General features: G+C 69.2%; 21 protein-coding genes and 1 pseudogene. 11 read left to right on the top strand and 11 right to left on the bottom strand.

The annotated features are described in order from the left end of the window. Nucleotides 1-73 precede the first annotated feature (73 nt). Both D9753_RS08115 and D9753_RS08110 read left to right on the top strand, forming a co-directional pair. Nucleotides 74-712 carry an HD domain-containing protein gene (locus D9753_RS08115; RefSeq protein ID WP_163010917.1) on the top strand — a complete coding sequence of 213 codons (639 nt, stop codon included), beginning with the start codon at nucleotides 74-76 and terminating at the stop codon, nucleotides 710-712. Nucleotides 713-945: 233 nt separating this feature from the next. Further along, the gene (locus D9753_RS08110) at nucleotides 946-1,878 is read left to right on the top strand and encodes an NADP-dependent oxidoreductase (RefSeq protein ID WP_121786386.1); all 933 of its coding nucleotides are present in this window, start codon (nucleotides 946-948) and stop codon (nucleotides 1,876-1,878) included. Nucleotides 1,879-1,882: 4 nt separating this feature from the next. Here D9753_RS08110 and D9753_RS08105 read toward each other — a convergent pair whose 3' ends face one another. From D9753_RS08105 to D9753_RS08095, 4 genes are read right to left on the bottom strand one after another with little or no spacing between them, the layout of a single operon-like run. Continuing rightward, nucleotides 1,883-2,746 carry an inositol monophosphatase family protein gene (locus D9753_RS08105; RefSeq protein ID WP_163010652.1) on the bottom strand — a complete coding sequence of 288 codons (864 nt, stop codon included), beginning with the start codon at nucleotides 2,744-2,746 and terminating at the stop codon, nucleotides 1,883-1,885. Beyond that, nucleotides 2,733-4,073, bottom strand: a complete 1,341-nt coding sequence (locus D9753_RS36440; protein ID WP_163010651.1) for a hypothetical protein — start codon at nucleotides 4,071-4,073, stop codon at nucleotides 2,733-2,735. Before D9753_RS36440 ends, D9753_RS08105 begins: the two co-directional genes overlap by 14 nt. Next, the gene (locus D9753_RS08100) at nucleotides 4,070-4,819 is read right to left on the bottom strand and encodes an HAD family hydrolase (RefSeq protein ID WP_121786384.1); all 750 of its coding nucleotides are present in this window, start codon (nucleotides 4,817-4,819) and stop codon (nucleotides 4,070-4,072) included. The genes D9753_RS36440 and D9753_RS08100 overlap by 4 nt, the downstream gene beginning before the upstream one ends. After that, nucleotides 4,776-6,302, bottom strand: a complete 1,527-nt coding sequence (locus tag D9753_RS08095) for a mannitol dehydrogenase family protein (protein ID WP_121786383.1) — start codon at nucleotides 6,300-6,302, stop codon at nucleotides 4,776-4,778. Before D9753_RS08095 ends, D9753_RS08100 begins: the two co-directional genes overlap by 44 nt. A 787-nt stretch (nucleotides 6,303-7,089) precedes the next feature. Between D9753_RS08095 and D9753_RS08090 the strand changes: the two genes are divergently transcribed. The 4 genes from D9753_RS08090 to D9753_RS08075 all read left to right on the top strand — a co-directional run bounded on the left by D9753_RS08090 (nucleotide 7,090) and on the right by D9753_RS08075 (nucleotide 10,683). Further along, a complete protein-coding gene (locus D9753_RS08090; protein ID WP_121786382.1) occupies nucleotides 7,090-8,304 on the top strand; it encodes a PP2C family protein-serine/threonine phosphatase in 1,215 nt (404 codons plus the stop codon). 600 nt (nucleotides 8,305-8,904) lie between these two features. Further along, a complete protein-coding gene (locus D9753_RS08085; protein WP_240468082.1) occupies nucleotides 8,905-9,150 on the top strand; it encodes a hypothetical protein in 246 nt (81 codons plus the stop codon). A gap of 235 nt (nucleotides 9,151-9,385) precedes the next feature. After that, the gene (locus D9753_RS08080) at nucleotides 9,386-9,928 is read left to right on the top strand and encodes a DUF1360 domain-containing protein (protein WP_121786381.1); all 543 of its coding nucleotides are present in this window, start codon (nucleotides 9,386-9,388) and stop codon (nucleotides 9,926-9,928) included. Between the two features lie 209 nt (nucleotides 9,929-10,137). Next, nucleotides 10,138-10,683: a hypothetical protein gene (locus D9753_RS08075; RefSeq protein ID WP_121786380.1), complete on the top strand. Its 546-nt coding sequence runs from the start codon at nucleotides 10,138-10,140 to the stop codon at nucleotides 10,681-10,683. Nucleotides 10,684-10,722: 39 nt separating this feature from the next. On the opposite strand, the gene D9753_RS08070 is transcribed toward D9753_RS08075, so the two are convergent. After that, complete coding sequence (locus D9753_RS08070) at nucleotides 10,723-11,457, bottom strand: YqjF family protein (protein WP_121786379.1); 735 nt, start codon at nucleotides 11,455-11,457, stop codon at nucleotides 10,723-10,725. A 789-nt stretch (nucleotides 11,458-12,246) separates the two neighbouring features. Further along, nucleotides 12,247-12,498, bottom strand: a complete 252-nt coding sequence (locus D9753_RS38955; RefSeq protein ID WP_163010543.1) for a hypothetical protein — start codon at nucleotides 12,496-12,498, stop codon at nucleotides 12,247-12,249. On the opposite strand from D9753_RS38955, the gene D9753_RS38950 reads away from it, so the two are divergent. Beyond that, entirely contained in the window at nucleotides 12,484-12,726 is a 243-nt protein-coding gene (locus D9753_RS38950) for a hypothetical protein (protein WP_338057968.1), read from the top strand. The genes D9753_RS38955 and D9753_RS38950 overlap by 15 nt on opposite strands. A 14-nt stretch (nucleotides 12,727-12,740) precedes the next feature. On the opposite strand, the gene D9753_RS08060 is transcribed toward D9753_RS38950, so the two are convergent. Beyond that, nucleotides 12,741-13,796: a protein kinase family protein gene (locus tag D9753_RS08060; RefSeq protein WP_121786378.1), complete on the bottom strand. Its 1,056-nt coding sequence runs from the start codon at nucleotides 13,794-13,796 to the stop codon at nucleotides 12,741-12,743. A gap of 269 nt (nucleotides 13,797-14,065) precedes the next feature. Between D9753_RS08060 and D9753_RS08055 the strand changes: the two genes are divergently transcribed. Next, nucleotides 14,066-14,983: a transposase family protein gene (locus D9753_RS08055; RefSeq protein WP_240468081.1), complete on the top strand. Its 918-nt coding sequence runs from the start codon at nucleotides 14,066-14,068 to the stop codon at nucleotides 14,981-14,983. 20 nt (nucleotides 14,984-15,003) lie between these two features. Here D9753_RS08055 and D9753_RS08050 read toward each other — a convergent pair whose 3' ends face one another. After that, entirely contained in the window at nucleotides 15,004-16,140 is a 1,137-nt protein-coding gene (locus D9753_RS08050; RefSeq protein ID WP_240468080.1) for an acyltransferase family protein, read from the bottom strand. 599 nt (nucleotides 16,141-16,739) lie between these two features. Between D9753_RS08050 and D9753_RS08045 the strand changes: the two genes are divergently transcribed. Next, nucleotides 16,740-17,333 (top strand): RICIN domain-containing protein, encoded by a 594-nt coding sequence (locus tag D9753_RS08045; protein WP_121786377.1) that lies wholly within the window; start codon nucleotides 16,740-16,742, stop codon nucleotides 17,331-17,333. Nucleotides 17,334-17,457: 124 nt separating this feature from the next. Next, nucleotides 17,458-18,003, top strand: coding sequence for an RICIN domain-containing protein (locus D9753_RS08040; RefSeq protein ID WP_121786376.1), 546 nt, complete (start codon nucleotides 17,458-17,460; stop codon nucleotides 18,001-18,003). Nucleotides 18,004-18,196: 193 nt separating this feature from the next. Here D9753_RS08040 and D9753_RS08030 read toward each other — a convergent pair whose 3' ends face one another. The 3 genes and pseudogenes from D9753_RS08030 to D9753_RS37760 form a co-directional block, all read right to left on the bottom strand. Beyond that, nucleotides 18,197-18,406 (bottom strand): DUF6207 family protein, encoded by a 210-nt coding sequence (locus D9753_RS08030; protein WP_240468079.1) that lies wholly within the window; start codon nucleotides 18,404-18,406, stop codon nucleotides 18,197-18,199. Nucleotides 18,407-18,503: 97 nt separating this feature from the next. Then, on the bottom strand, nucleotides 18,504-19,265 hold the full coding sequence (locus D9753_RS08025) for a transposase (protein ID WP_121786375.1): 762 nt from the start codon (nucleotides 19,263-19,265) through the stop codon (nucleotides 18,504-18,506). Between the two features lie 53 nt (nucleotides 19,266-19,318). Next, nucleotides 19,319-19,719: pseudogene (locus tag D9753_RS37760) on the bottom strand (IS701 family transposase); the annotation flags it as partial. Between the two features lie 302 nt (nucleotides 19,720-20,021). On the opposite strand from D9753_RS37760, the gene D9753_RS08015 reads away from it, so the two are divergent. After that, nucleotides 20,022-20,918, top strand: coding sequence for a DUF5655 domain-containing protein (locus D9753_RS08015; RefSeq protein ID WP_121786374.1), 897 nt, complete (start codon nucleotides 20,022-20,024; stop codon nucleotides 20,916-20,918). Nucleotides 20,919-21,411 lie beyond the last annotated feature (493 nt).

Raw genomic sequence — 21,411 nt, 5'->3', positions numbered from 1 at the left:
CCGCGTGGTCGGCACCGTGGAGAACGGACGCAGCGTCCACTCGTCACACGTCGCATCGGAAAGCACGGACACCATGACCGATATCATCGCAGGGGTGGAAATACCCGGGACCTCGGCTGTCGCGGAGGCCACGGACTTTCTTCGGGAGAGGACGAATCCCCTGATCTTCCACCACTCCCGGCGTGTATTTCTCTTCGGTTCCCTGCACGCGCGTGAGCTGGACCTCCGGCCCGATCCCGAGTTGCTTTACATCTCGGCGATGTTCCATGACGCGGGCCTTTCGATCCCGTTCTCCGACACGCGGCAGCGTTTCGAGCTGGACGGCGCCGACCACGCGCGGAAGTTCCTGCTCGACCGCGGTTTCCCCGAGAGCGCCGCCGAGGTGGTCTGGAGGGCGATCGCCCTGCACACGACGCCGGGGATTCCCGGCCGGATGGACCCCGAGGTCGCTGCCACGAACTACGGCGTACTGACCGACGCGGTCGGCTGGGGCCTGGACAGGCTGCAAGGCGGCCAACTGGACGAGATCGTCGCCGCTCATCCGCGCGGTGATTTCAAGAAGGAATTCCTGCAGGCATTCGTCGACGGCCTCGAAGACCGTCCGGACACCACTTACGGGACCGTCAACGCGGACGTCCTGGAACATTTCGTTCCCGGATTCCGCCGTACGTCCATGGTGGAGCGCGTCATGGACGCTCCCTGGCCGCGGTGATCCGACAGTGGCCAGGATCGGGATGCAACCGCTGCATTCTCGCCGCCTCTCGTCGTCCGAGCCGGCGCGCCGCCTCCGGCGCGCCGACGGTCCGGGGTCCGCGGCGGCCGTCCCGCTGCGACGGCGGCGGCTGACAGATGTCGCTCATCCCCGGGCGGCGACGGCTCCGCGTCGAAGGTCCGCTGACGTGTCCGCGTCCTGCGTCCCACCCACACGCCAGGAAAGGAGTGCTCATGCAAGCCGTCACTGTCCGGGATCGCGAGGCCGGGGTCACGGGGCTGGCCCTCGAGGACCTTCCCCATCCCCACGCCGCCGAGAACGACGTCATCGTGCGCGTGCACGCCGCGGGCTTCACCCGGGGCGAACTCGGCTGGCCCGCGACCTGGGCCGACCGTGCGGGCCGCGACCGCACTCCGAGCGTGCCCGGACACGAGGTCTCGGGGGTGGTGACGGAACTCGGCTACGGAACGACCGGCCTTACCGTCGGTCAGCGGGTCTTCGGACCGACCGACTGGGCCCGCGACGGCTCGCTCGCCGAGTACGTCGCCGTGGAAGCCCGCAACCTCGCCCCGCTCCCCGCCGACGTCGACCACACGGTGGCCGCCGCGCTGCCGATCTCCGGACTGACCGCCTGGCAGGGCCTGTTCGACCACGCCCGTCTCACCAGCGGCCAGACCGTCCTGATTCACGGCGCCGCCGGCGCGGTCGGCTCGATGGCCGTCCAGCTCGCTCACGAAGCGGGAGCCCACGTGGTCGGCACGGGCCGCTCCGCCGACCGGGACACCGTCCTCGACCTGGGCGCACACGCGTTCCTCGATCTGGACGCCGGCCCATTGGCGGACGCCGGCCAGGCCGACGTCGTGTTCGACGTGATCGGCGGCGACATCCTCGACCGCTCGGCCGCCCTCGTACGCCCCGGCGGCACGCTCGTCACCATCGCCCATCCGCCCACCGTGCGCCCCGACGACGGGCGGGCCCTCTTCTTCGTCGTGGAACCCGACCGCGCACGCCTCGCCGACCTCGCCCGGCGTCTGCGGGACGGCCGGCTCCGGGTACGGGTCGGAGCGGTCCGGCCGCTGGCCGAGGCAGTCGCCGCCTTCACCCCGCGACAGCGCGTCCCCGGCCGCACGATCATTCGTGTCGCGGAGCCACCCGCCGGGAGGTGACCCCTCACGCCCGTCCCGCCATGTTCGCGTCATCGCTGTCCGGCCGACCGGTCCGCATCGCTTCGGCCGCCGGGTAGACCGGGGTGAGAAGGGTCCGGAGGGACTTCCACAGGGCCGGCGGGGCTGCCAGGACGTCGCCGCTTCGGGGCCAGGTGCCGGGGGCGGGGCCGGTCAGGTCACCGACTGTTCCGCCGGCCTGCTGGACCAGCAGGACTCCCGCGGCGCAGTCCCACGGCTGCAGTCCGGGTGCCCACAGGGCGTCCGCGCGGCCGGTGGCGACCTGGGCGAGGGCGGCCGCCGCGCTGCCCCCGCGGCGCAGGTCGCGCACCCGCGGCAGGAGAGCGCTGACCGCGGGGCCGGCCAGGGGGCGTTGTCCGGGCCGGCCGAAGTTGAGTTCCACCAGGACCCGGTCGAGGTCGTGCTGGCGCAGGGGAGTGACCGGTGTGCCGTTCGCAAGGGTGCGGGTGCCGGCCCGGGCCTCGGTCAGCAGTCCGAGAGCGGGTTCGATGACCACGCCGGCGAGCAGCCGGTCTCCGTCCGTGTCGGTCGCGGCCACGCTGACCGCCCAGTCCGGGCGCCCGTAGAGGTAGTTCGTGGTTCCGTCGATCGGGTCGATGATCCACCGCACTCGACTGCGGCCCGTGGTGGTTCCTTCCTCTTCTCCCAGGACCGTGTCGTGCGGCCGGTGCTCGGCCAGTACGGCGCGGACGGCGTGCTCGGTGTCCCGGTCCGCCTGGCTGACCAGGTCGTCGGGGCCCGCTTTCTCCTGGATGAGGAGCTGGTGGGCGTGACCTCGCCAGGAGACGGCGGTACGCGAACCCGCCCGGGCGGCGTCGCGAGCGAGGCTCAACAGGTCATCGAGGTTCACCGGTGTCCTTCCGTAGGGCGTCCCAGGTGGCCCGCCCGACCACCGCCCGGGCGAGAGCGGCGCACGGGGCCGCCGCCAGGGAACGCAGACGTCCGGGCAGCACCCCGATCGTGTGGAGGGAACGGCTGCTGAAGACGAGATGGGCGGCCATGACGGCCAGCCAGGGCAACAGGGCCGCCAGTGGGCGCGGTTGCGCGGTGAGGATCAGCACCAGGAGTTGCAGGACGCCGCCGGAGAGAACGATCACCGGTCGCGGCGCCGGGAGGAGGATCGCCGCCGTGGTCGTGACCGCACCCAGTGCGGCTGCGACCAGGGCGTGCCCCGCCGAGGCGGGCGTGACGAGCAGGGATCCGGTCACAGTGGACGCCGTGCCCGCGACCAGCAGCGCCAGGTTCCACGGGGCGGCCGGCGAGGTGCGACGGCGCAGCGGCGCCCAGTCGGCCGGGGCGGCATCGGCATGGGACGGCAGCCAGCGTGCCAGCGCCATGAGGTGTTCACGGGCCTGATCGGCCCGCGCCGTCCAGGTCAGCCTGCCGTGATCCGAGGCGGCGAACGCCAGGCTCTCCAGGACCCATCTGCTGGTGACGAACGCGATGCCGAACGCCCACAGCGCCACGGCCGCCGACACCGCGAGGGTCGGGCGCCGGCCCAGGTCCACCGCGAGTGCCAGTCCGGTCATACCGCGTACCGTGTAGCCGGCGCCGACGACGACCCACAGGGCGACCACGGCCGGGCGGGCGGGCGGCGGAATCGTTCCGGTCCGGCCCGTGCCCCGCGCGCGCAGCGCCTCGTAGACGACGGCCACGCCCAAGACCGCCGCGGTGACGGTCGACAGAATGCCCGTCAGATCCAGGCCCGGCAGGGCCAGGGCCAGGCCCGCGACGGCCGCCAGGCGCGCCACCGCGACCGCACAGCTCGCGGTGACGTGGGCCCGGACGCGTTCGATCGGTCCGGGCAGCCGGCCGCGGTCCCGTTCGGCGGGATGGTGCTGGTCGGCGACGAACCCACGGATGTCGTTCCACTGGTAGCGGGCGGGATAGACGAGCAGCTCCAGGGCTCCCCAGACGATCAGTGCCCGAACCGCCGTCCGTCCCGTCACGTCCGCGCCGGCGGTCGCGGCCAGGAGGAAGGTGAACGGCATGAGCAGCCCTTTGACGGCGTCCTTGGGCCGCGGCATCACCAGGTACCCGAGCATCGAGCGGGGACGCGACGCGCGTGGCGGCCCGGCGGCGGAGCCGTTGCCGTCCACGTGCTGGCGCCGGGCCCGTCCGGGCGGTGCCCGGAAGGTGGGCACCGTGTAGCCGCCCGCCCGCCCGCCGCCGCTCACGTGGCCACCCGCACCGCGTCACCGACGAGGTCCGAGGCCAGCTCGCCCCAGCTCGGCCGCACCCAGGCGGCCCCGGCGTCGTGCAACTGCTCGATCCGGCCGGGTCGCTCGCCCGCCGGCACGAACTGCACCAGGCCGGCGGTGGCGATGCCCGCCGCGACGGCGGACGCCGCTCCGGTCGCGGAGTCCTCCAGGGCGAGCGCCTGGTGCGGGGCGACACCGAGCCTGGTGAGGGCGAACCGGTAGACGGCCGGGTCGGGCTTGCTGGTGGGTACGGGCAGGCTGTCCTCCGCGCTGAAACGGCGGTCCGCCGGCAGCAGTCCGCCCAGGCCGCTCGCGGTGAAGCACGCGTCGAGCCTCGTCAGGGCGCTGGAACTGACCACGGCCAGCCGGTAGCGGCGGCCCAGCGCCGACACGGCCGCCACCACGTCCGGCCGGGGTGTCAGGACCTGGCCCAGGTAGGCCGTCACCTCGGTCTTCTCGCGCTCCACCCATGCCTCCAGCTCGGCGGCGTCCAGGTGGACGCCTTGGCGTTCGGCGAGGTTGCGGGCCGTGGTGCGGAAGTTGCTGCCCGTGGTGGTGAGCCGCAGGTGTTCGGGAGAGAAGTCCCCTGTCAGGCCGAAGTGGTGGGCGAAGTCCCGGGTGACCGTCGCGGAGGCGACGAACGCGGGTTCTTCGGAGGGGAACAGGGTGCCGTCCGCGTCAAGCAGCAGTGTCGTGACGCTGGTCAGGTCGGGGATGCTCATGGGGCTCCTGCGATCGAGGGGTGACAGGTCGCTCGGCGGGTCGGGCCGGCGAGGCCAGTGCGGTTCGCAGGCTCTCGCCGCTGCCGAACGCGCCGGCCAGGGAGTTGCGGATGACGGCGACACTGTCGGCGTCATCGGCGAGGTCGCCGAAAATGTCCGTGACGGCCAGCAGCGGTGCTGGGTCGTCGCCGCCTTGCAGGGCGGCTTCCCGCAGTTCCTCGGCACGGGCGTCCTGCACGTCGATCGGGGCGCCGTCGAGGTCCACTCCGCGCAGGAAGCGCATCCACGCGGCGACGGCGAAGGCCAGCCGGGTGCGGGGCCGGTCCTGGGCGTGCGCGCAGTGCAGGGAGGGCAGCAGGTAGTCGGGCATCTTGGTGGAGCCGCGGCGGCAGAGCCGGGCAAGCTGGTCCCCGATGCTGGGGTTGCGCAGACGCTCCAGCACGGTGTCGCAGTAGGTGCCCAGATCCATGCCCGGGATGTCCGCGGGGAGCAGCGGGGCGATCTCCTCGCGCATCAGCCGCTGGACGAAGCCGGCCACGACCGGGTCCGCCATGGCCTGGTCGGTGCTGCGGTGACCGGCCAGGTACCCGACGTAGCCCAGTGCGCAGTGGACGCCGTTGAGGAGCCGGCTCTTGATGAGTTTGTACGGCGCGACGTCGTCCACGAAGAGCGCTCCGACACGGTCCAGCGGGGGCCGGTCGTTGCAGAAGTCGTCCTCGATCACCCACTGGGTGAACGGTTCGGTGATCACCGGCCAGCGGTCGCCGACCTGGAAGTCCTCCTGGATCTCGTCCCGGTCGCCGGGGGTGGTCGCCGGGGTGATGCGGTCGACCATGCTGCCGGGGAAGGAGACGCGCTCCTCGATCCACCGGGCCAGTGCGGGATCGCGCCGGCCGGCCAGGGTCATGACCGCCTCGCGCGTGGCGGCGGCGCTGTCGGGCAGGTTGTCGCACGACAGCACGGTGAACGGGGCGTGGTGGGCATGGCGCCGCCTGTCCAGGGCGTCGATGATCAGCCCGAACACCGAGTCGCGGGCCATCTCGGGGTCGTCGGGGAGGGTGTAGCCGTCGGCGGTGATCGTCAATGTCACCAGTCGTGTGCGCGGATCGGCCAGACGTGCCTCCACCCGCGCCCTCTCCTCGGTCAGCAGCAGGTACTCGACCATGCTCCCGATGATCTTGGCCGTGCAGTCGTCACCGTCCCGCTGGACCACGGTGAACAGGTTGTCCTGCGCGTCGAGGACCTGCCCCATCTCGGGCCGCCTCATCCCGACGCCGATCACTCCCCAGCGGGTGAAACCGAGCTCCGCGAGCTGGTCGAAATAGACCTCCTGATGAGCACGGTGAAAACCGCCCACGCCGAAGTGCACGACGGCCGGCTCGATGCGCGTCCGGTCGTAACCGGGTGTTTCCAGTTGACCGCCGGGAGAGGCGTCGAGACTGCGGTTGTTCAGCGCGGGGACCGGCGAGGGCGATTCTGGCATGGTGATCCTCAATGCGGTGGTACTCAGGGGTCCGTCTTCGTTCTGCCCTCACCTGCTGATGTCCTTCGGCGGGAGGGTCCCCGTGCGGCTGACTGCCTGTCGCGGCCGCAGGGATCCGACGGTCGGACCTGACGGTTCTGCGGAAGGGCCGGTCAGGAGGAGAACCGGAAACGCCGCCAGGATGACGGGGTGCTGTCGGAGTACCGCGTGTCGCACATTCGAAACAGGAGTACGTGTCCGGAATTGTTCCGTTGTGGGCGCCCCGTGCTCCGAGGGGCACTTCCACCGCCCGACGTGGGCGGCGACCACGCACGGATTCGGTGCCGCGCTGAGGCCTGCACGGCCGCTGAGGGGTACCGGGGAGTCCTGTCGTCCTCCCGGCCGCCCCGTTCCGCGGTCAGAGGGGCCGGCTCCCGGTCGTCGAGACACCGAACCCCGGCTCGCGGCGCGACGACCTCTGGAGCGGAGGCGATCATGCCGACACGTGGTTGGCAGGCGCACATCCCGGAGCGACGACCCGCGCGGACGTCGCGGGACCACGGCGCTCTTCCGCTTGCGCCAGGCGCGGACCGTTGCGAGGACCAGGGAGGGGTTCATGGCTGCCGCCGGAGCGTCTGTGCTGCCGGAAGGCGGGTACTCATGTGGTGCCTGAAGGACTGGTCACCCACCTGAGCGGCTGGAGGAGTTCCGAAGTGGCGACTCAGCCCGTGGTGTGCGCGGCCGTGCTGGGCACCGGTGGTTCGTCCGTGCGCTTGTGGGTGCGCTTGTCCGGCGAGGGGGCCGAGGGGTGACGGAGAGCAGCGCCTCACTGGTGCGACTGATGCAGGCCAGTCATACCGCCACGCTCGAACAGCTTCCGGAGATGATCGCCGAGCACGCCGCCGCGGCGGGCATGCACGACGTGGCGATCTTCGTGGTGGACGTCCGCGAGACGGTGCTGCGCCGGCTCACCGGCCAGGGGCCGGCCGCTGGAGCCGGCGGACAGGAGTTCACCGTCGCGGGCAGCCTGCCCGGCCAGGCCTTTCAGCGCGTGGAACTGCTCCCCGAACGGGACGGGGCGGGTGATCCTCCGGGCGGGCGGCGGTGGTGGGTGGCCATCACCGACGGCGTGGAGCGCCTGGGTGTGCTGCGGGCCGACACCCACACCGATGGCGAACCCATCCGCCGAGCCTTGCGTGACCTGGCGTCCATGACGGCCCTGCTGCTGCTCAGCAAGCGGTCCTTCAGCGATTCCTACGCCCGTCTGGTGCGCACCGAACCGATGAACGTGGCCGCGGAGATGCAGTGGAACCTCACTCCGCCGCCCGCCTACGCCGGAAACGACGCCACCGTCGGTGCGGTGATGGAGCCCGCCTACCAGGTCGGCGGGGACACCTTCGACTATGCGGTGGCCGGCAGCACCCTCCACCTGAGCGTCTTCGACGCCATGGGTCACGACACCACCGCCGGCATCACCGCGAACGTCGCCGTGTCCGCCTGCCGCAACGCCCGCCGCCAGGGCGCCTCGCTGGCCGAGACCAGCGAGCAGGTGGAGCAGACCCTGATCGAACAGTTCAGCACCAGCCGTTACGTCACCGGGATCCTGGCCGATCTGGACATGGAGACCGGCCGGCTGACGTGGGTCAACCGCGGCCATCATCTGCCGATCCTGATCCGCGGCAACCGCTGGACCACCGAACTGGCCTGCCGTCCGGCCGGCCCCATGGGTGCCGGCCTCGGCCTGCCGGTCACCACGGCCACCGAGCAGCTCGAACCCGGGGACCGCCTGCTGCTCTACACCGACGGCATCGTCGAGGCCCGCGACGCCCGCGGACGAGAGTTCGGCCGGGACCGGTTCGTGGACTTCATCCTGCGTCACCACTCGGGCCGGCACACCCTGCACGAGACCTTGCGCCGGCTGATGGCCGCTGTAGTGGAACACCACGACGGCAAACTCAACGACGACGCCACCGTCCTGCTCACCGAATGGCGCGGCGGTCACCAGCAGCAGCTCAACCCGTGAACCCTTGCTGCGCGGCGGCACCGTGTCGTCCGGCTGGACGCCACCAACAATGTCAGCGACGTGGTAGCGGCTTCGTCACCGCATCTCGGGACAGACAGCGCAATGTGGTCGGGGTACCCGCCGCGGACAGGCGCTCACCGGGACGCGCCCGGAGAGAGGAGGCCGACTGCACCGGCACCCAACCCCACGCGTCCTCCCCATGGGCGTGATCGCCGCTGGTGCGCGCTCACCCGTCCGACTTCCGCTTCCCGAGGATGTGACCGCACATGACTCCCGCTGGGAAATCGCTGACGCTGGCCGCTGCGGGGCTGGCCGCCGCGGCCGTCGTCGTCATACGGCGCGCGACGGCACGTCCGCCCGGCGCAGCCGCCGGGGACCGCTGGCTGACAGTGACGATCAACCGCGCGCCGCACGACGTGCGGGCCGACAAGCTGCCGGCGCCGTTGCAGGAGTACGGCGACCGCATCGAGACACGCATCCGCCCGGCGCCCGGTGACCGGGGCACGGAGCTGGCGGTGCGCCTGAAGGAAACCGAGCCGGACGCCGCGTACTCGGTGCCCGCGCGGCTCGCCGGCACCGACCCGCGTCAGGATCTGCGCCGTGCCCTGCGCGGGGCCAAGGCGCTGCTGGAGGCGGGAGAAGTACTCGGGTCTGACCGTGCGGGGCGCCCAGCAGCACGGTCAGCGCTACATCCCGATGCTGCTGGACCGGCTGGCGGCCGGCGAGCTGAGTACCTCCCACCTGGCGACCCACACCGTGCCCCTGGACGAGGCGCCACGGGCCTACGAGATGTTCAAGGAGAAGAAGGACGGCTGCGTGCGCGCGGTGATCCGGCCGGGCGGCTGACCGTGGTCCAGGCGGCCCCTGCTCCGTTTGCCGTCCGCGCACGTGGGGACCCGGCCGACCATGAGCACTACGCACGCCGCCCACGGATGCGGCGGAGCCCGCTCCTGCGGCTGCTGGACCGGTGGGAGCGGGATCCCCGGGCCGGATACGACTGTGCCGACAGGACCGGGACGGGCAAGCGCCGAACGGCCGGGCAGTGGAGCGGCAATGATAGGAACAGGAGCGGGTACAGCCCATGGACACCGTAGCTGACAACCGCCTCGCACGACGTGTGCACGGGCTCCTCCAGCGCACCGGACGAGGCTACTCGGCAGGGCACGACCGGCCGTTGGGCGGCTACCTCGCAGCCATGGCGGGCTTCGCCGCGTACACGACGGCCTGGGCCACCGCTGTACGGCTCCGCGGCCGCCCGCTGCCCGACCGGCCCGAGCCGTGGGACGTGGTCCTGACATCGGTGGCCACCTTCCGGCTCAGCCGACTGCTGACCAAGGCATCGGTCACCAGCCCGCTGCGCGCCCCCTTCACCAAGTACGTCGCCCCGCAGGGCCCGGCCGAACTGCACGAGGAGGCAAAGCCCGAGCCCGGCAAGCACACCGTCGGAGAACTGGCGACCTGTCCCTTCTGCATGAGCGTCTGGGTTGCCTCCACCCTGACCGCCGGGCAGCTCCTCTGGCCGCGTGCGACCCGCACCGCCATGGGCGCGCTCACCGCCCTGGCCGGGGCGGACACACTGCAACTGGCATACAGCGCGCTGATCGAGAAGACAACCGGCGACTGACCCGGCAGCGGAACGCGGTGGGTCTGGAGTCACTCCGCGCCGATCTGCGCCGCCGTCACAGCCTGGCGAGGGAAGCACGGTGGCATCCGGCGCTGTGCGGCGACCTCGTCGGACGCGGGCCAGACCGATCCGGTGCGTCCGTGTTCTGCCGTTGTGCGGAGGCACCGACCGCGCGGGTGAAGGCAGTGGTAGCGGGTACCCGCCGGGACATGCTCAAGCGCGCACTGTGGCAGGGACTGCTCGCCGGCACCGCCGGAGGCGTCGTGATGACCCTCGGTGAGAAGATCGAGCAGGCCGTCACCGGCCGGCCCGACTCCCATGTGCCCGCGCGGGTTCTCCAGCGACTGAGCGGCCTGCCCGAACGTCCCGGCAATCAGCCGCTGCCGGTCAACTGGGCCATGCACTACGGCCAGGCCGCCCTCCTCGGAGTGCTGCGGTCGATCATGGCCCAGAGCGGACTGCGCGGACCGATCGCCTCCGCCAAGTTCACCGTCGTCCGCCTCACCAGTGACCAGATCCTCGAGAACGCGACGGGCGTCGGCGCCCCACCCACCACCTGGCCCCGTCAGGAACTCGTCGTGGACCTTCTCCACAAGACCGTCTACGCCTTCACCACCGGCGCTGTCGCCGACGCCCTCGCCGCCCGCAGTGGGCCCGGCCCCGGACAGCGCCACGCCGCCGTGCGTCCCGGCGGTCACGCCCGCTTCGGCCCGCTGCCCCGCAGGGACGCCTACGGCGCAGGGGGCCGAAGATGAATGGGCTTCGCCTTGGCCCACAACGCGTCTGCCGGAAGGTCAGGAGGGCTGACGGACACGCCATGGGATGCGGGGCGTGGAGAGCCCGAGCCGTACCTGCCTGACGCCTTTCGAGAAGTGCACCACGGGCTCGCCGAGTGGAGCTTCTTCGAGGCCCGCCGCGGTGGTCAGCGTCTCCTCCAGTAGGTCGAGCGTGGCGTGGGCCAGCGGCCACGGCTCGTGCTCGACGGGCGTCTCCCAGAGCGTGCCGAGCCGCCGGGTGTACGCCCGCCAGCGCGAGGTCAGCCACACGTCACGCTCCGTCGGCTCGATCGGGTCGCCGCGGCGGACGATCAAGCGGTAGGAGGCGTCCCCGTTCCCCCTCGTACCGGAGTACGAGACGGTGTCCCCGTCCGTGGAGACACTGAGGGTGCCCGGGTTGTACGGCGCACCGATGGCGCGGGCCGCCAGCATGGGGAGGAAAGCCACCTCGATGGACAGGAACCAGAGCCCGTCGCGCCCGTCACGGTACCGGACGTAGGTCCGCAGGTTGGTCTCCGCGAACGTCGGGAGGCCGGGCAGCGCGGCGGGGACGCCGGGCAGGCGTACGTCCGCCATGACGAAGGGCGTGAGTCCCACCCATGCGGCGCCGTCATATGTGTCCACGACCAGTTCCTCGGGCAGCAGCGCCTGTACCGCCTCCGGCCGGAAGGGCCAGTGGACGAACGTCTGCGTCAGCCAGCCGGCCCGCAACGCGGGCAGACGCACCCGCTGTTCCGCTCCATGTGCCACCACGGGCGGCGGGTCCCCGCACACGATCGAAGAAAACGCGGCACGGACCTGGGGGTGCCGCCCGGCCGCGGCAGCGGTCCGTTCCTTCTGCCTGAGTGACGACCGCGTCACTGCCCGTGTCCCTGTCGGGAGAACCCGCGAGCGAGCCACGAACAGTACCGACGCGCAGATGATCGACAGCAGCCCGATGATCTTCTGCCGCCTCAAAAGGGGATTGAGGCCTGTCCTCAGGACCCTCAGATGTCCCGGAAGAGACCAGCCAGTGGTGTGACCTGCAGTGATGGTCGATAACGGGCCACTGACCTGCACGAATGGTCTTTCAGTTGTTTCCCGCTCGTGCCCGTTGATACAGCCGGAAGTCCCAGAAAAGTCCCAGGGCACTCCCACGGTCCGCAGCCACTCTTTCGGCTCTGTGCAGCTTATGCGGGCGCGGTGTGAGCAGGTGTGTGGGGACCACTCACACATGGACCTCACTCTCATGAGTGAGACGGGACCACCCCCGCGTGCGCGGGGACCACAGCTCAGCCGGCGATGCCATCCGTCACCTCGGGGGACCACCCCCGCGTGCGCGGGGACCACCACCTCGTGCACCGGATACTGGGCCGACCACAGGGACCACCCCCGCGTGCGCGGGGACCACCCATCGGCCCGTATCTGCGGCCACTGCGCCGGGGGACCACCCCCGCGTGCGCGGGGACCACTGGCCGAGGAAGTGCAGCCCGCCTGAGCACTAAGCCTCCGCCAACCTGAAGAAGCAGGTCAGCGGTCTGGTGTGACCGACTCTCGAAGTGCTCACGCTGGTCGTGGGCGGCTGTCTGCGGAGTAGATCGTCTGACAGAGCCGGACGGTTCGCTGGTTGCGGAACTGGATGAACTCGAAGAACAGCTGGCCAAGCAGCTGGCGGAGGTGCGGGCCGAGCGAGACGAACTTGCTGTCGCCGAACGGGTCCTTGAGCGGGTGAGCGAACAGATCGCTGATGAGCGCGTCTCGGCCTCGCCGGTGCCCGCGCAGGTGGGTGGGCGGGCGGTCATGCTGATCCCACACCGCACCTCCGATGTGGAGGAGAACGTGCTTCCGCCGGACTACCAGCGCATTCTCGCCGCCGTGCGACAGGCCGCCGGACCGGTCATGGCTCGGCAGGCCGGCGAGATGCTGGGAGTGGACGTCAACATCCGGTCCAAGCTGGAACCGCTGCGCGGAAAGCTGGTCAGACTCGTCGACCGCGGTTGGCTGCGGAAGCTACCCGACGGCCGGTTCACCACCCGCCTGTGACCGGCTGCCGCTGATCACGCACTTCGCCCCATCCGACAGATCGTTGCCAGCGGATGGGGAGCTGCTCGGCTCACCTGCTGAAACTCTCGATAGAAGTCGCCCATCACCGCGGCGACCGGTGCGTAACGGACAAGGAGCGCCGCGACCGACGCGGGAACCCCCTCTGGGGGCGCCCCTTGGGCGCACGCATTCACAAACGTTTTGCGTTCTTCCGGTGTGTATCCGTAGAGAGCGACGGCCAGCCAGTTCACCAGGTGGGTGACTGCGTAGTACTGGTCGTAGGTGCGGTGCTGGTCGAAGAAGTCGGTCTCGGCCCGTGTGAGATCGAAGCGTGAGGAGATCGCGAGGCCATAGTCGGTGAAGAAGAGCTGTCGGCCGTCGGTGAGGATGTTCTCGAAGGGGGCGTCGAAGTGCAGAAGCCCGCGCGCGTTCATGAACGCGATGCTGGCTTTCAGCTCGTCGTCGACCATGGCGCAGGCCCGCTCGGCCACCACGTCGCCGGACCCGATCTGGACGCTCAGCCAGTCGTGCAGGTTCTGCGGGATGTACTCCAGGAACAGCACAAGGCTCGCCGTGGAATGCTGGAGAGCTTCGATCCGCCGGCGTACCGCTGATCCGCCTCCCCAATAGGCGACAGCTCGATCCACATCGGCCAGTTCCTCGGGCAGCGGCTGGCCAGAGTCTGGGATCACCCGCCAGTGGTACATCAGGGGAAAGCCCTTGTAGTCTCCCGCGACCACCCAATTCGTCGTCATGGTGTGCGCGGCCAACTCCCGCCAGGCCCCGAACCCCGGGCCGCCGATGGTACCGATGCCGTAGTGACAGAAGGCCGGCAGTCCGAACAGATTCGCGGTGGAGTGAGCATGCTCAGGCCGTCGCTCCAGATCGGTCAGCCGGACCTGCTTGACGAAGACCCGGGTTCCCTCGACCTCCAGCAGGACCGTTCTCCCGCCGATGCCCGACCCCAGCGGTGCGCCGGCGTCCACGAACTCGCGCAGACTGCGGTCACTGCGCAGCGCCAGCGATGTGGAAACGGCGCCGTGGGCCGTCAGACGAGCACCGCGGGACATATCAGGGCCCTTCACTCACGCCTCCAACCGTGCCCCGCCTCTTGTGCAACGGCTCCAGCAGACACCGGGACGGGGGCCAAAGACCACCCTCCCACGTCAGAGTCGGTGAGATGTGGCGTAACTGGAGATCTTCCAGGCGCCGTTGAGGCTGTGTGACGAAAACTGAAGAGCCTGCCGAGAATTCCTGCGCACTTACCTACCAGTGCCGTTTATCGCTGTCCACGCGTACCGTCAGCCACCTTGCCGGTCTGCTGCGACGTCACCTGAAAGTGATCCGGTCCAGATGGCGGATCCTGCCGCCCGGGAAGATCGCGGTGATCGTCCTGGCCGTGCTGCGTCACGACCAGCGCCTGGCCGACATGGCCGGCGGCAACAACGTGTCCAAGTCCACTGTTCGCCGCTGGCGCGACGAGCTGATCGGCCTGCTCGCCGCGCAGGCGCCGCGGCTGGACCGCGCCCTGAAGAAGGTCGCCAGGCAGGGCGGGGAGGTGGTCCTGATCGACGGCACCCTCATCGCCACCCAGCGCCGCACCGGGAAGGCCGACCGGCGGAACTACTCCGGCAAGCACCACCATCACGGCCTGCACTTCCTCGCCCTGACCGACGAGCGGGGCCGGCTGATCTGGATATCCGCCGCCCGGCCCGGCCGCACCCACGACAACACCGCCGCCCGCCAGGACCACGTCCTGGCCCACCTGCGCGCCGCCGGCCTGGGAGCGTTGGCGGACCTCGGCTTTCGCGGCCTGGACAACGACGTACTCGATCCCGTGATCGTCACCGGCTTCCACGCCAGCCGCACCCACAAGCTAACCCCCGGCCAGAAGACCGCCAACCGCGTCCTCGCCATCGGACGCGCACCCGTCGAACACGGCTTCGCCCACCTCAAGAACTGGCGGATCCTCACCAAGCTCCGCACCAGTCTCGCTCGCGCCACCGACCTCCTCGTCCATAGCCGAGATCATGACAGTCCCAGGAGAGACCCCCGCACCGCCCACGGTCAACCATCACGCCGACCACCAAGCGGTGCACGTTTGTCTGTACTTGGCGGAGCACTCAGAGGAGTACGCCGACAGGGGCTCTCGTGCCGCGTCGCCTGGGTGTCAGTACGGCGGCTGCGTCAGGCGGAGGCGGGGGACGTCAGCGGGGGAGAGGTCGGGCCGGGTGCGTGCGGGCGCCAGTCCCTGTAATCCGGCCCAACTGTCCCATTTCAGGCGGGACCATGCTGTGCGGACGACGGCTGGACTTCAACGCCAGGGCGGCGGCGACCGCGCGGGAGGGCTTCGATCAGAGACCTCAATGACCTGGCCCGCTTGAACGGCATCTCGAAGATCTTGGAAAAGAGCCATGCTCCCAGCACCGAGACCGGGAGGGCCACGATAAGCGTGAACCAGAATACCGGCAGGCCTGGCGACAAAAAGAGGGGTGCCACACGGCGTATCACTGTCATGACAATGGGCAGATGGATCAGATAAATGCTGTACGAGAAGCTGCCCAGGTTTCGAATGGGGCGTGCGGTAAGGAACCGCACAAGAATGGCGGGTCTGCCGGTGGCGACCGCAGCAAGCGTCATAGACATGGCAGGAGCGATGGCGAGGTCTATCCAGAAATAGTGTTTTACCGTCCAAATAGAACCTTGTGCGAGGCAGAGAGCTAGGACTGGCACGGCTGCCAGGGCAGCGAACCATCCCCATGGCAGGCGTCGAACTCTGTCTGAAGCGGTGACGACTGCGGCGCCTACCAGCCCCGCGACGAACACGGGAGCGAGGTGGGGAGCGAGCCAGTTGTCACCTTCCACGGGAGTGGCGTTCGCTGCTGCCAGACCGCGGGCGATCACCGGAATCGTCACGCACGCAACCAGGGCCGCCGCGCCCACGCGGCGCCTAACAAAAAGGAACATAGGGAAGAGGAGATAAAGTTCGGCTTCCACTCCGATCGACCAGAACGCGCCGTTCGGTGTAGGGGCGGTAAACGAATCCTGAGCGACGAGGCCGTACACCAGGATTGACATGCCGGTAGGTGGTCCAAAATGCGAAGCCGGCACGACTAGCCAGGAAACTATAAGGCTCATGGCCAGTGCGGCCCAATACGGAGGCAGAATGCGCCAGGCACGGCGGCGGAGAAAACGCCCCACGCCGCCCGATCGCCAACTGTGACGGGCCGGAGAGATCGCCAAGGAGAATCCGGACAGCACCAGGAAGAAGACGACGGCCAGGCGCCCGAACATGAGGCCCTCCAGCCATGGGGGCGCCGAGCTGTCGGGGTATCCCGGGAAGCTGTACAGCCAGCAGTGGAACAGCACCACATATAACGCCGCCAGGCCGCGGAGACCATCCAGGCCCGCCAACTGCCGCTGACCTTGTGTATCGCTCGCCCTTGCCTGCTGCTCTATCGGAGCTGCTAAGTCGAGAGAACTACTGACCGGATGCCTCGAATCCACTGAAACCGCTCAATCCTTCTCGGGGTGCGGGGTTCGCCACGCGCCGCATCGGCAGGGGATGCACCATGCAGCCTGCGACGTGCGAGCGCCACTCACTCGATCCCCTGACGGTACGGCGGGCGACACGGTGTCACCCGCCGTGACTGGTACGGGGCATCCGGCTCAGGGGTTCATCAGGCGGGTCGGCATGGTTCTCATCTGGCCAAGGTGGCTGGGCCTGTGCTCACACGATTTCCCTCCCTCCCGATGGCCTGGCCAACGCGGTAAGAGACCGAGTCGGCAGTGGCGGAGAGCAACCCCAAGATCCAGCCGACGTACGCCGCCGGAGGGAGGGAGGCCGCCACGCGGCTTGATCAGCACCAACGCGATCGGCAGTCACAGTGGGCACATCTCGTCCAGCAGAACACTTCCAGCCCAACTCTCCGAACGTGCTAGCGAACCGTCGTCGCGAGCTGGTTGGGTTCTCCAGGCAAGATCAGACACAACCCGACACAAGGAAACATGTCATGTACACAACGCAACTCAGGTATGCCGTCACCGCAGTCCTTGCCAGCGCGCTGATAACGGTTGCCAGTCCGGCACTCGCACACGCACAGCAGTCACAGCAGAACAGCGACTGGGGCCAGCCCATACCGTCCTCGCAGGTGCTCAGCGGCAACCTCTTAAGCATCAAGGCTTCCGGCATCGGCATCGGGAACCTCAAGTCGAAGAAGTTCCTCCAGGCCAACAGCACCGCCAACGGTGCCAAAGTCGTTCAGCAGCCGGGGAACTCCGTCAACCCCCTCCAGAACTGGGCCGCTGTCAACGACAGCCCCTACACCAGCTTCGAGAACGTCGCCGCCGGCAGAAACCTCGGTATCGACGGTGCCAGCACCGCCTCCGGGGCGGCAGCCATCATCGCGAACGGCGCTGGGGACGCCAACCAGGACTGGAAGCTCGTGCCGGTCACCGGCTACCCCGATGGGTACTTCGCGATGAAGAACCGCAAGAGCGGCCTGTGTCTGGGCATCTCCGGAGCCAGTACCGCCAACGGTGCACAGGCCGCGCAGTTCGCCTGCGACGGATCAGCCAACCAGGGCTGGGGCCTGTTCAACCCCTGATCGCTCGATCGGCGGGCGTTCCAGTCCACCCCGCACAGGGGATCCGGACTGGAACGCCCGCGCTGCCCAGCTAGTGCAACTGCTGCACCGGGACGGTGCCGACACAACACAAGGAGAACGTGCCATGCGCACAACCCGTAGCAAGGCGGCAGTCGTGGCGACGGCCGCGGGAGCGCTGCTGGCGTTAGCCAGTCCCGCGCACGCTCACGCAAAGGCGCAGCAAGCCAGTGACCCCAAACCGGCCAAGCTCGCGGCCGGCGCCTCGCGCATCAAGAACCTCAAGTCCGGTAAGTATCTGCAAGCCGCGAGCACCGCCCACGGCGCCAAGGTCACGCAGCAGACCTACGACGACGGCACCACCCTGCAGTCGTGGGAGACTTACATCTTCGGTGACTACTACACGTTCGAGAACTCCGGCGCCAGAAAGAACCTCGGTATTGACGGCGCCAGCACCGCCTCCGGTGCCACAGCCATCATCGCGAACGGCTCCAGCGACCTGAATCAGGACTGGATCGTGGACTGGACCCTCTACGACGGGGACCACTTCGCACTCAAGAACCGCAAGAGCGGCCTGTGCCTGGGGATCTCCGGAGCCAGTACCGCCACGGGCGCCCAGGCCGCTCAATTTCGCTGCGACGGTTCGGCCAACCAGGGCTGGTCCAAGGAGTGACGAGGGCCCGGAATCCGTCCCACCTCGGCTCGGCCGCCCAGCCCGGCGGTAGATCCGGCGCGGGCACGGGAGTGCTGAGCATCGGCTCCGGCAGCGTCCACGTCACCGCCCATGCCTTCCCCACGGGCGGTGGACCAGGCGAGTGACCTGATGCGGCTGCACACCACGGCGCTCCCCATCCTGCGGTAGTGCGCTACTGGGTTTCGGGTGTCTGGGCGTCGAGTGCTTGACGCAGGTCGACGTAGCAGCGCAGGCGCACGCCGGGCTGTCCCGGCTCCCGGGTGATGCGATCCGCGACTGCGGTCGCCCACCGCGCCGCGACTGCCTGCTGGAATGCCAGGGCTGTTTCCTCGTCGTTGGCCGCGACGTCTACGACGATCAGGCCGGGCCGGGATACGTGCACTTCACTGAATGGCTCCACACTCGGCAGACGGCGCACTTACCTAAGGGCTGTCCCGTAAATGATCTTTGACGTGCCTGGTGACCTGCTTGTTTTCTCGTCACCCGGCGAGGGTGAGGTTGTACAGGCGGGCGATGCCGAGCATGGCGTGATGGACGCCGTCGCCTTTGAGGCGGCAGTCGCGGAGGATCTTCCAGGTCTTCATGCGGGCGAAGGCGTGCTCGACGCGGGCGCGGACCTTGCGGTGTGAGGCGTTGTGTTCCTCTTTCCATTCGGGGAGGTCGGCCTGGCCGGGCTGGCGGCGGTGCGGGATGACCAGGCCGGTGCCGCGGTAGCCGCCATCGGCGATGACGGTGGTGTGGCCGACGGCATCCTTGGTGCCGGACAGCTCCCACGCCTTGCAGTCGTTACGGTTGCCGGGCAGTGGTCGGCCGACAGCGACGACGAGCCGGGTGTCGGCGTCGATGACGACCTGGTGGTTGGTGGAGTACCGGTAGTTCTTCGACTGCTCGGCCACCTGGTGGTCGCGGGTGGGGACCAGGGTGCCGTCCACGATGAGCATGGTGTCCTTGCGGAACCGCTTGCGCTGCTGCAGTGCGAGCGCCGGGCCGAGGTGGTCGATGATGCGGTCCGCGGCCGACTTCGACACCCCGAACAGCGGCGCCAGTTGGCGCAGGGTGAGGTTCGTGCGCCAGTACGCGGCGACCAGCAGGACCCGGTCCTCCAGCGGCAGGCTCCACGGCCGGCCCTTGCGGACCGGATCCGCACCCTCCCGCCGCAGCGCGGTGACCAGCTTGCCGAACTGCCGCGGGCTCAGCCCGGTGAACGGGGCTATCCAGGAAGGCTCCGACGCCGTGATCACACCAGACGCGGCAAGATCATCTCACCTGTGACCAGCAGTTACGGGACAGCCCTTAGCTGACAGTTGTCGATCTTCCCGGAGGTGCCGGTGTACTGCCGCTGCACGCCGGCCGACCGGGAGCCCTTCTTGATGAAGCCGGTCTCGTCCACGGCCAACACGCCGTCCTCGGCGCCCAGATGTTCCAGCACGAAGCCGCGAACCTCGTCACGGACCGCGTCGGCGGACCAGTCGGCCTGGTTCAGCAGCCGCTGCTGCCGTCCGGGCACAGCTCACCGGCCTGCTCGGCCAGCGTCCAGCCGTTCTTGCGTTCCAAGGGTGCAAGCAGTCCGCGCAGATACTCCCTTGCCCGCCGACGTGGCTCGGACCTGCGGAAATACCCACCGATCCGAGCATGCAGTGCGTCCAGACCGGTCGCCCAGCGGTGCACCTCATCAACCGTGACGTCCCCACCCATGCCCAGCTCAACGAGCAGCCAGACCAACCGTCACAGCAACTGCGGCTGCAGTATTAGAAGGCACGTGCTCTATCCACTGAGCTACGGGGGCTGACCTGCTTAAACGCAGCTTCCGGGCGCTGTCCCCCAAGTCGCGGGGGGACGCATGGGGGTATCGAAGTTTCCCGGTGATCAGGGGACGCGAGCGCTCCCCGATCGAGCCGTACGTAGGGTCTCACACCATCTTCACGTTCCCGAACCCTCGCGCGGAAACAATTCCGCACCTCATCGGTGTTGGTGATCTCCGAGCCGAGGAGGGGAAGGTGTCGGGTCTGAAGCTGTTCCGCACGGACACGACCGATAGCGGCATGATCGAGGTCATGCCGCGTCTTGCTGAGATCGAGGCCGATGTGCAGGGTCTCGTCGAGGAACACATGGAGACGTTGCTGGGCGTCCGGTTCCTGGCAAGCGAGTACAGCACCGGATCGCTGCACGGGGGCCGGATCGACTCGCTGGGGCTGGACGAGAACGGCTCGCCGGTCATCGTCGAGTGCAAGCGCGGCACGGATGCCGGCGTGATCAATCAGGGCCTGTTCTACCTGGCCTGGTTGATGGACCACCGTGCAGAGTTCGAGAACCTGGTCCGCGACCGGCTCGGGGTGACGGCCGCGTCCCATAGCCTGTGGAGCGGCCCGCGCCTCATCTGCATCGCCGGCGACTTCAGTCGCTACGATGTGCACGCCGTGCGCGAGCACCGGCGCTCGATCGACCTGGTCCGCTACCGACTCTTCGGCAGCGACCTGCTCGGGCTTGAGACCGTGGCCTCCGTGAGCGGCGGCATGCAGGTGGCTCGCCGGGCATGGCGCCAGTCCGTTGCCCAGGCAGCGGCCGACGTCCAGGGCGCGGCGATGGTGGAGTTGGCGGGCGCGGTTGACGAGGTCTTGCTCGGGCTCGGGGACGGCGTGAACTGCGTGGAGCGCAAGACCTACCGGGCGTATCAGCGGCTGCGGAACTTCCCCTGCTTGTGCCCGCCGCAGCGGAGCAAGCTGCTGGTCTACCTGAAGTTCAACCCGAAGGATGTCGACCTCGTTCCCGGCTTCACTCGGGACGTGTCCGGCCTCGGTCACCACGGGACAGGCGACCTGGAGGTCGAGCTCCGTACGCCGAGGGACGTGGAGCGGGCGCAGAACCTGTTCCGGGCGAGCTACGCGGCGGTGTGATCGGATGCTGCTACATGTCTCCTGGCGGGCTGCGCTTCGTGTCGTGTCTGCGGTCGTGGGAGATGTCTTTCGACGTCCTGGTCGGCGGGGGCTGCGGCCCCTGCGCGATTCGGTCGCCGACGACGCCGACGACGCGGAGGAGATGTGACCTGTGCGGGCGCCGGTTCTACCGGAGAAGGCGGATGCGCTGGGGCATGGCCCGTCGGGGGAGCCCGGTCGGGAGGCCCGCAGGCCGCCGACGCGCAGCACACCGGCCGCCTTCTCAATGTCAATGTGCTTGCCGTCAACCTTGAAATCTAGGTGCACATCAGGGCCCGGCGACGGGTCGTGATCCTGAGTCTGTGGCGGCCGTGTGCGCGTAATGCAGCAGGGCCCCGGGTCTGTGGGGGCTTGCGGAGGGTGTCTCGGCTTCCTCATGCGAGGGAGTTCGCGTACGGCGGGCTCGCGGTGGTGCTGGACGGGGATGGAGCGCAGGAGGTCCATGCGCGCTCTG

This window comes from Streptomyces dangxiongensis, from assembly GCF_003675325.1.
Taxonomy (GTDB): Bacteria; Actinomycetota; Actinomycetes; order Streptomycetales; family Streptomycetaceae; genus Streptomyces; species Streptomyces dangxiongensis.
This window is presented reverse-complemented; position numbering and strand designations above follow the sequence as displayed.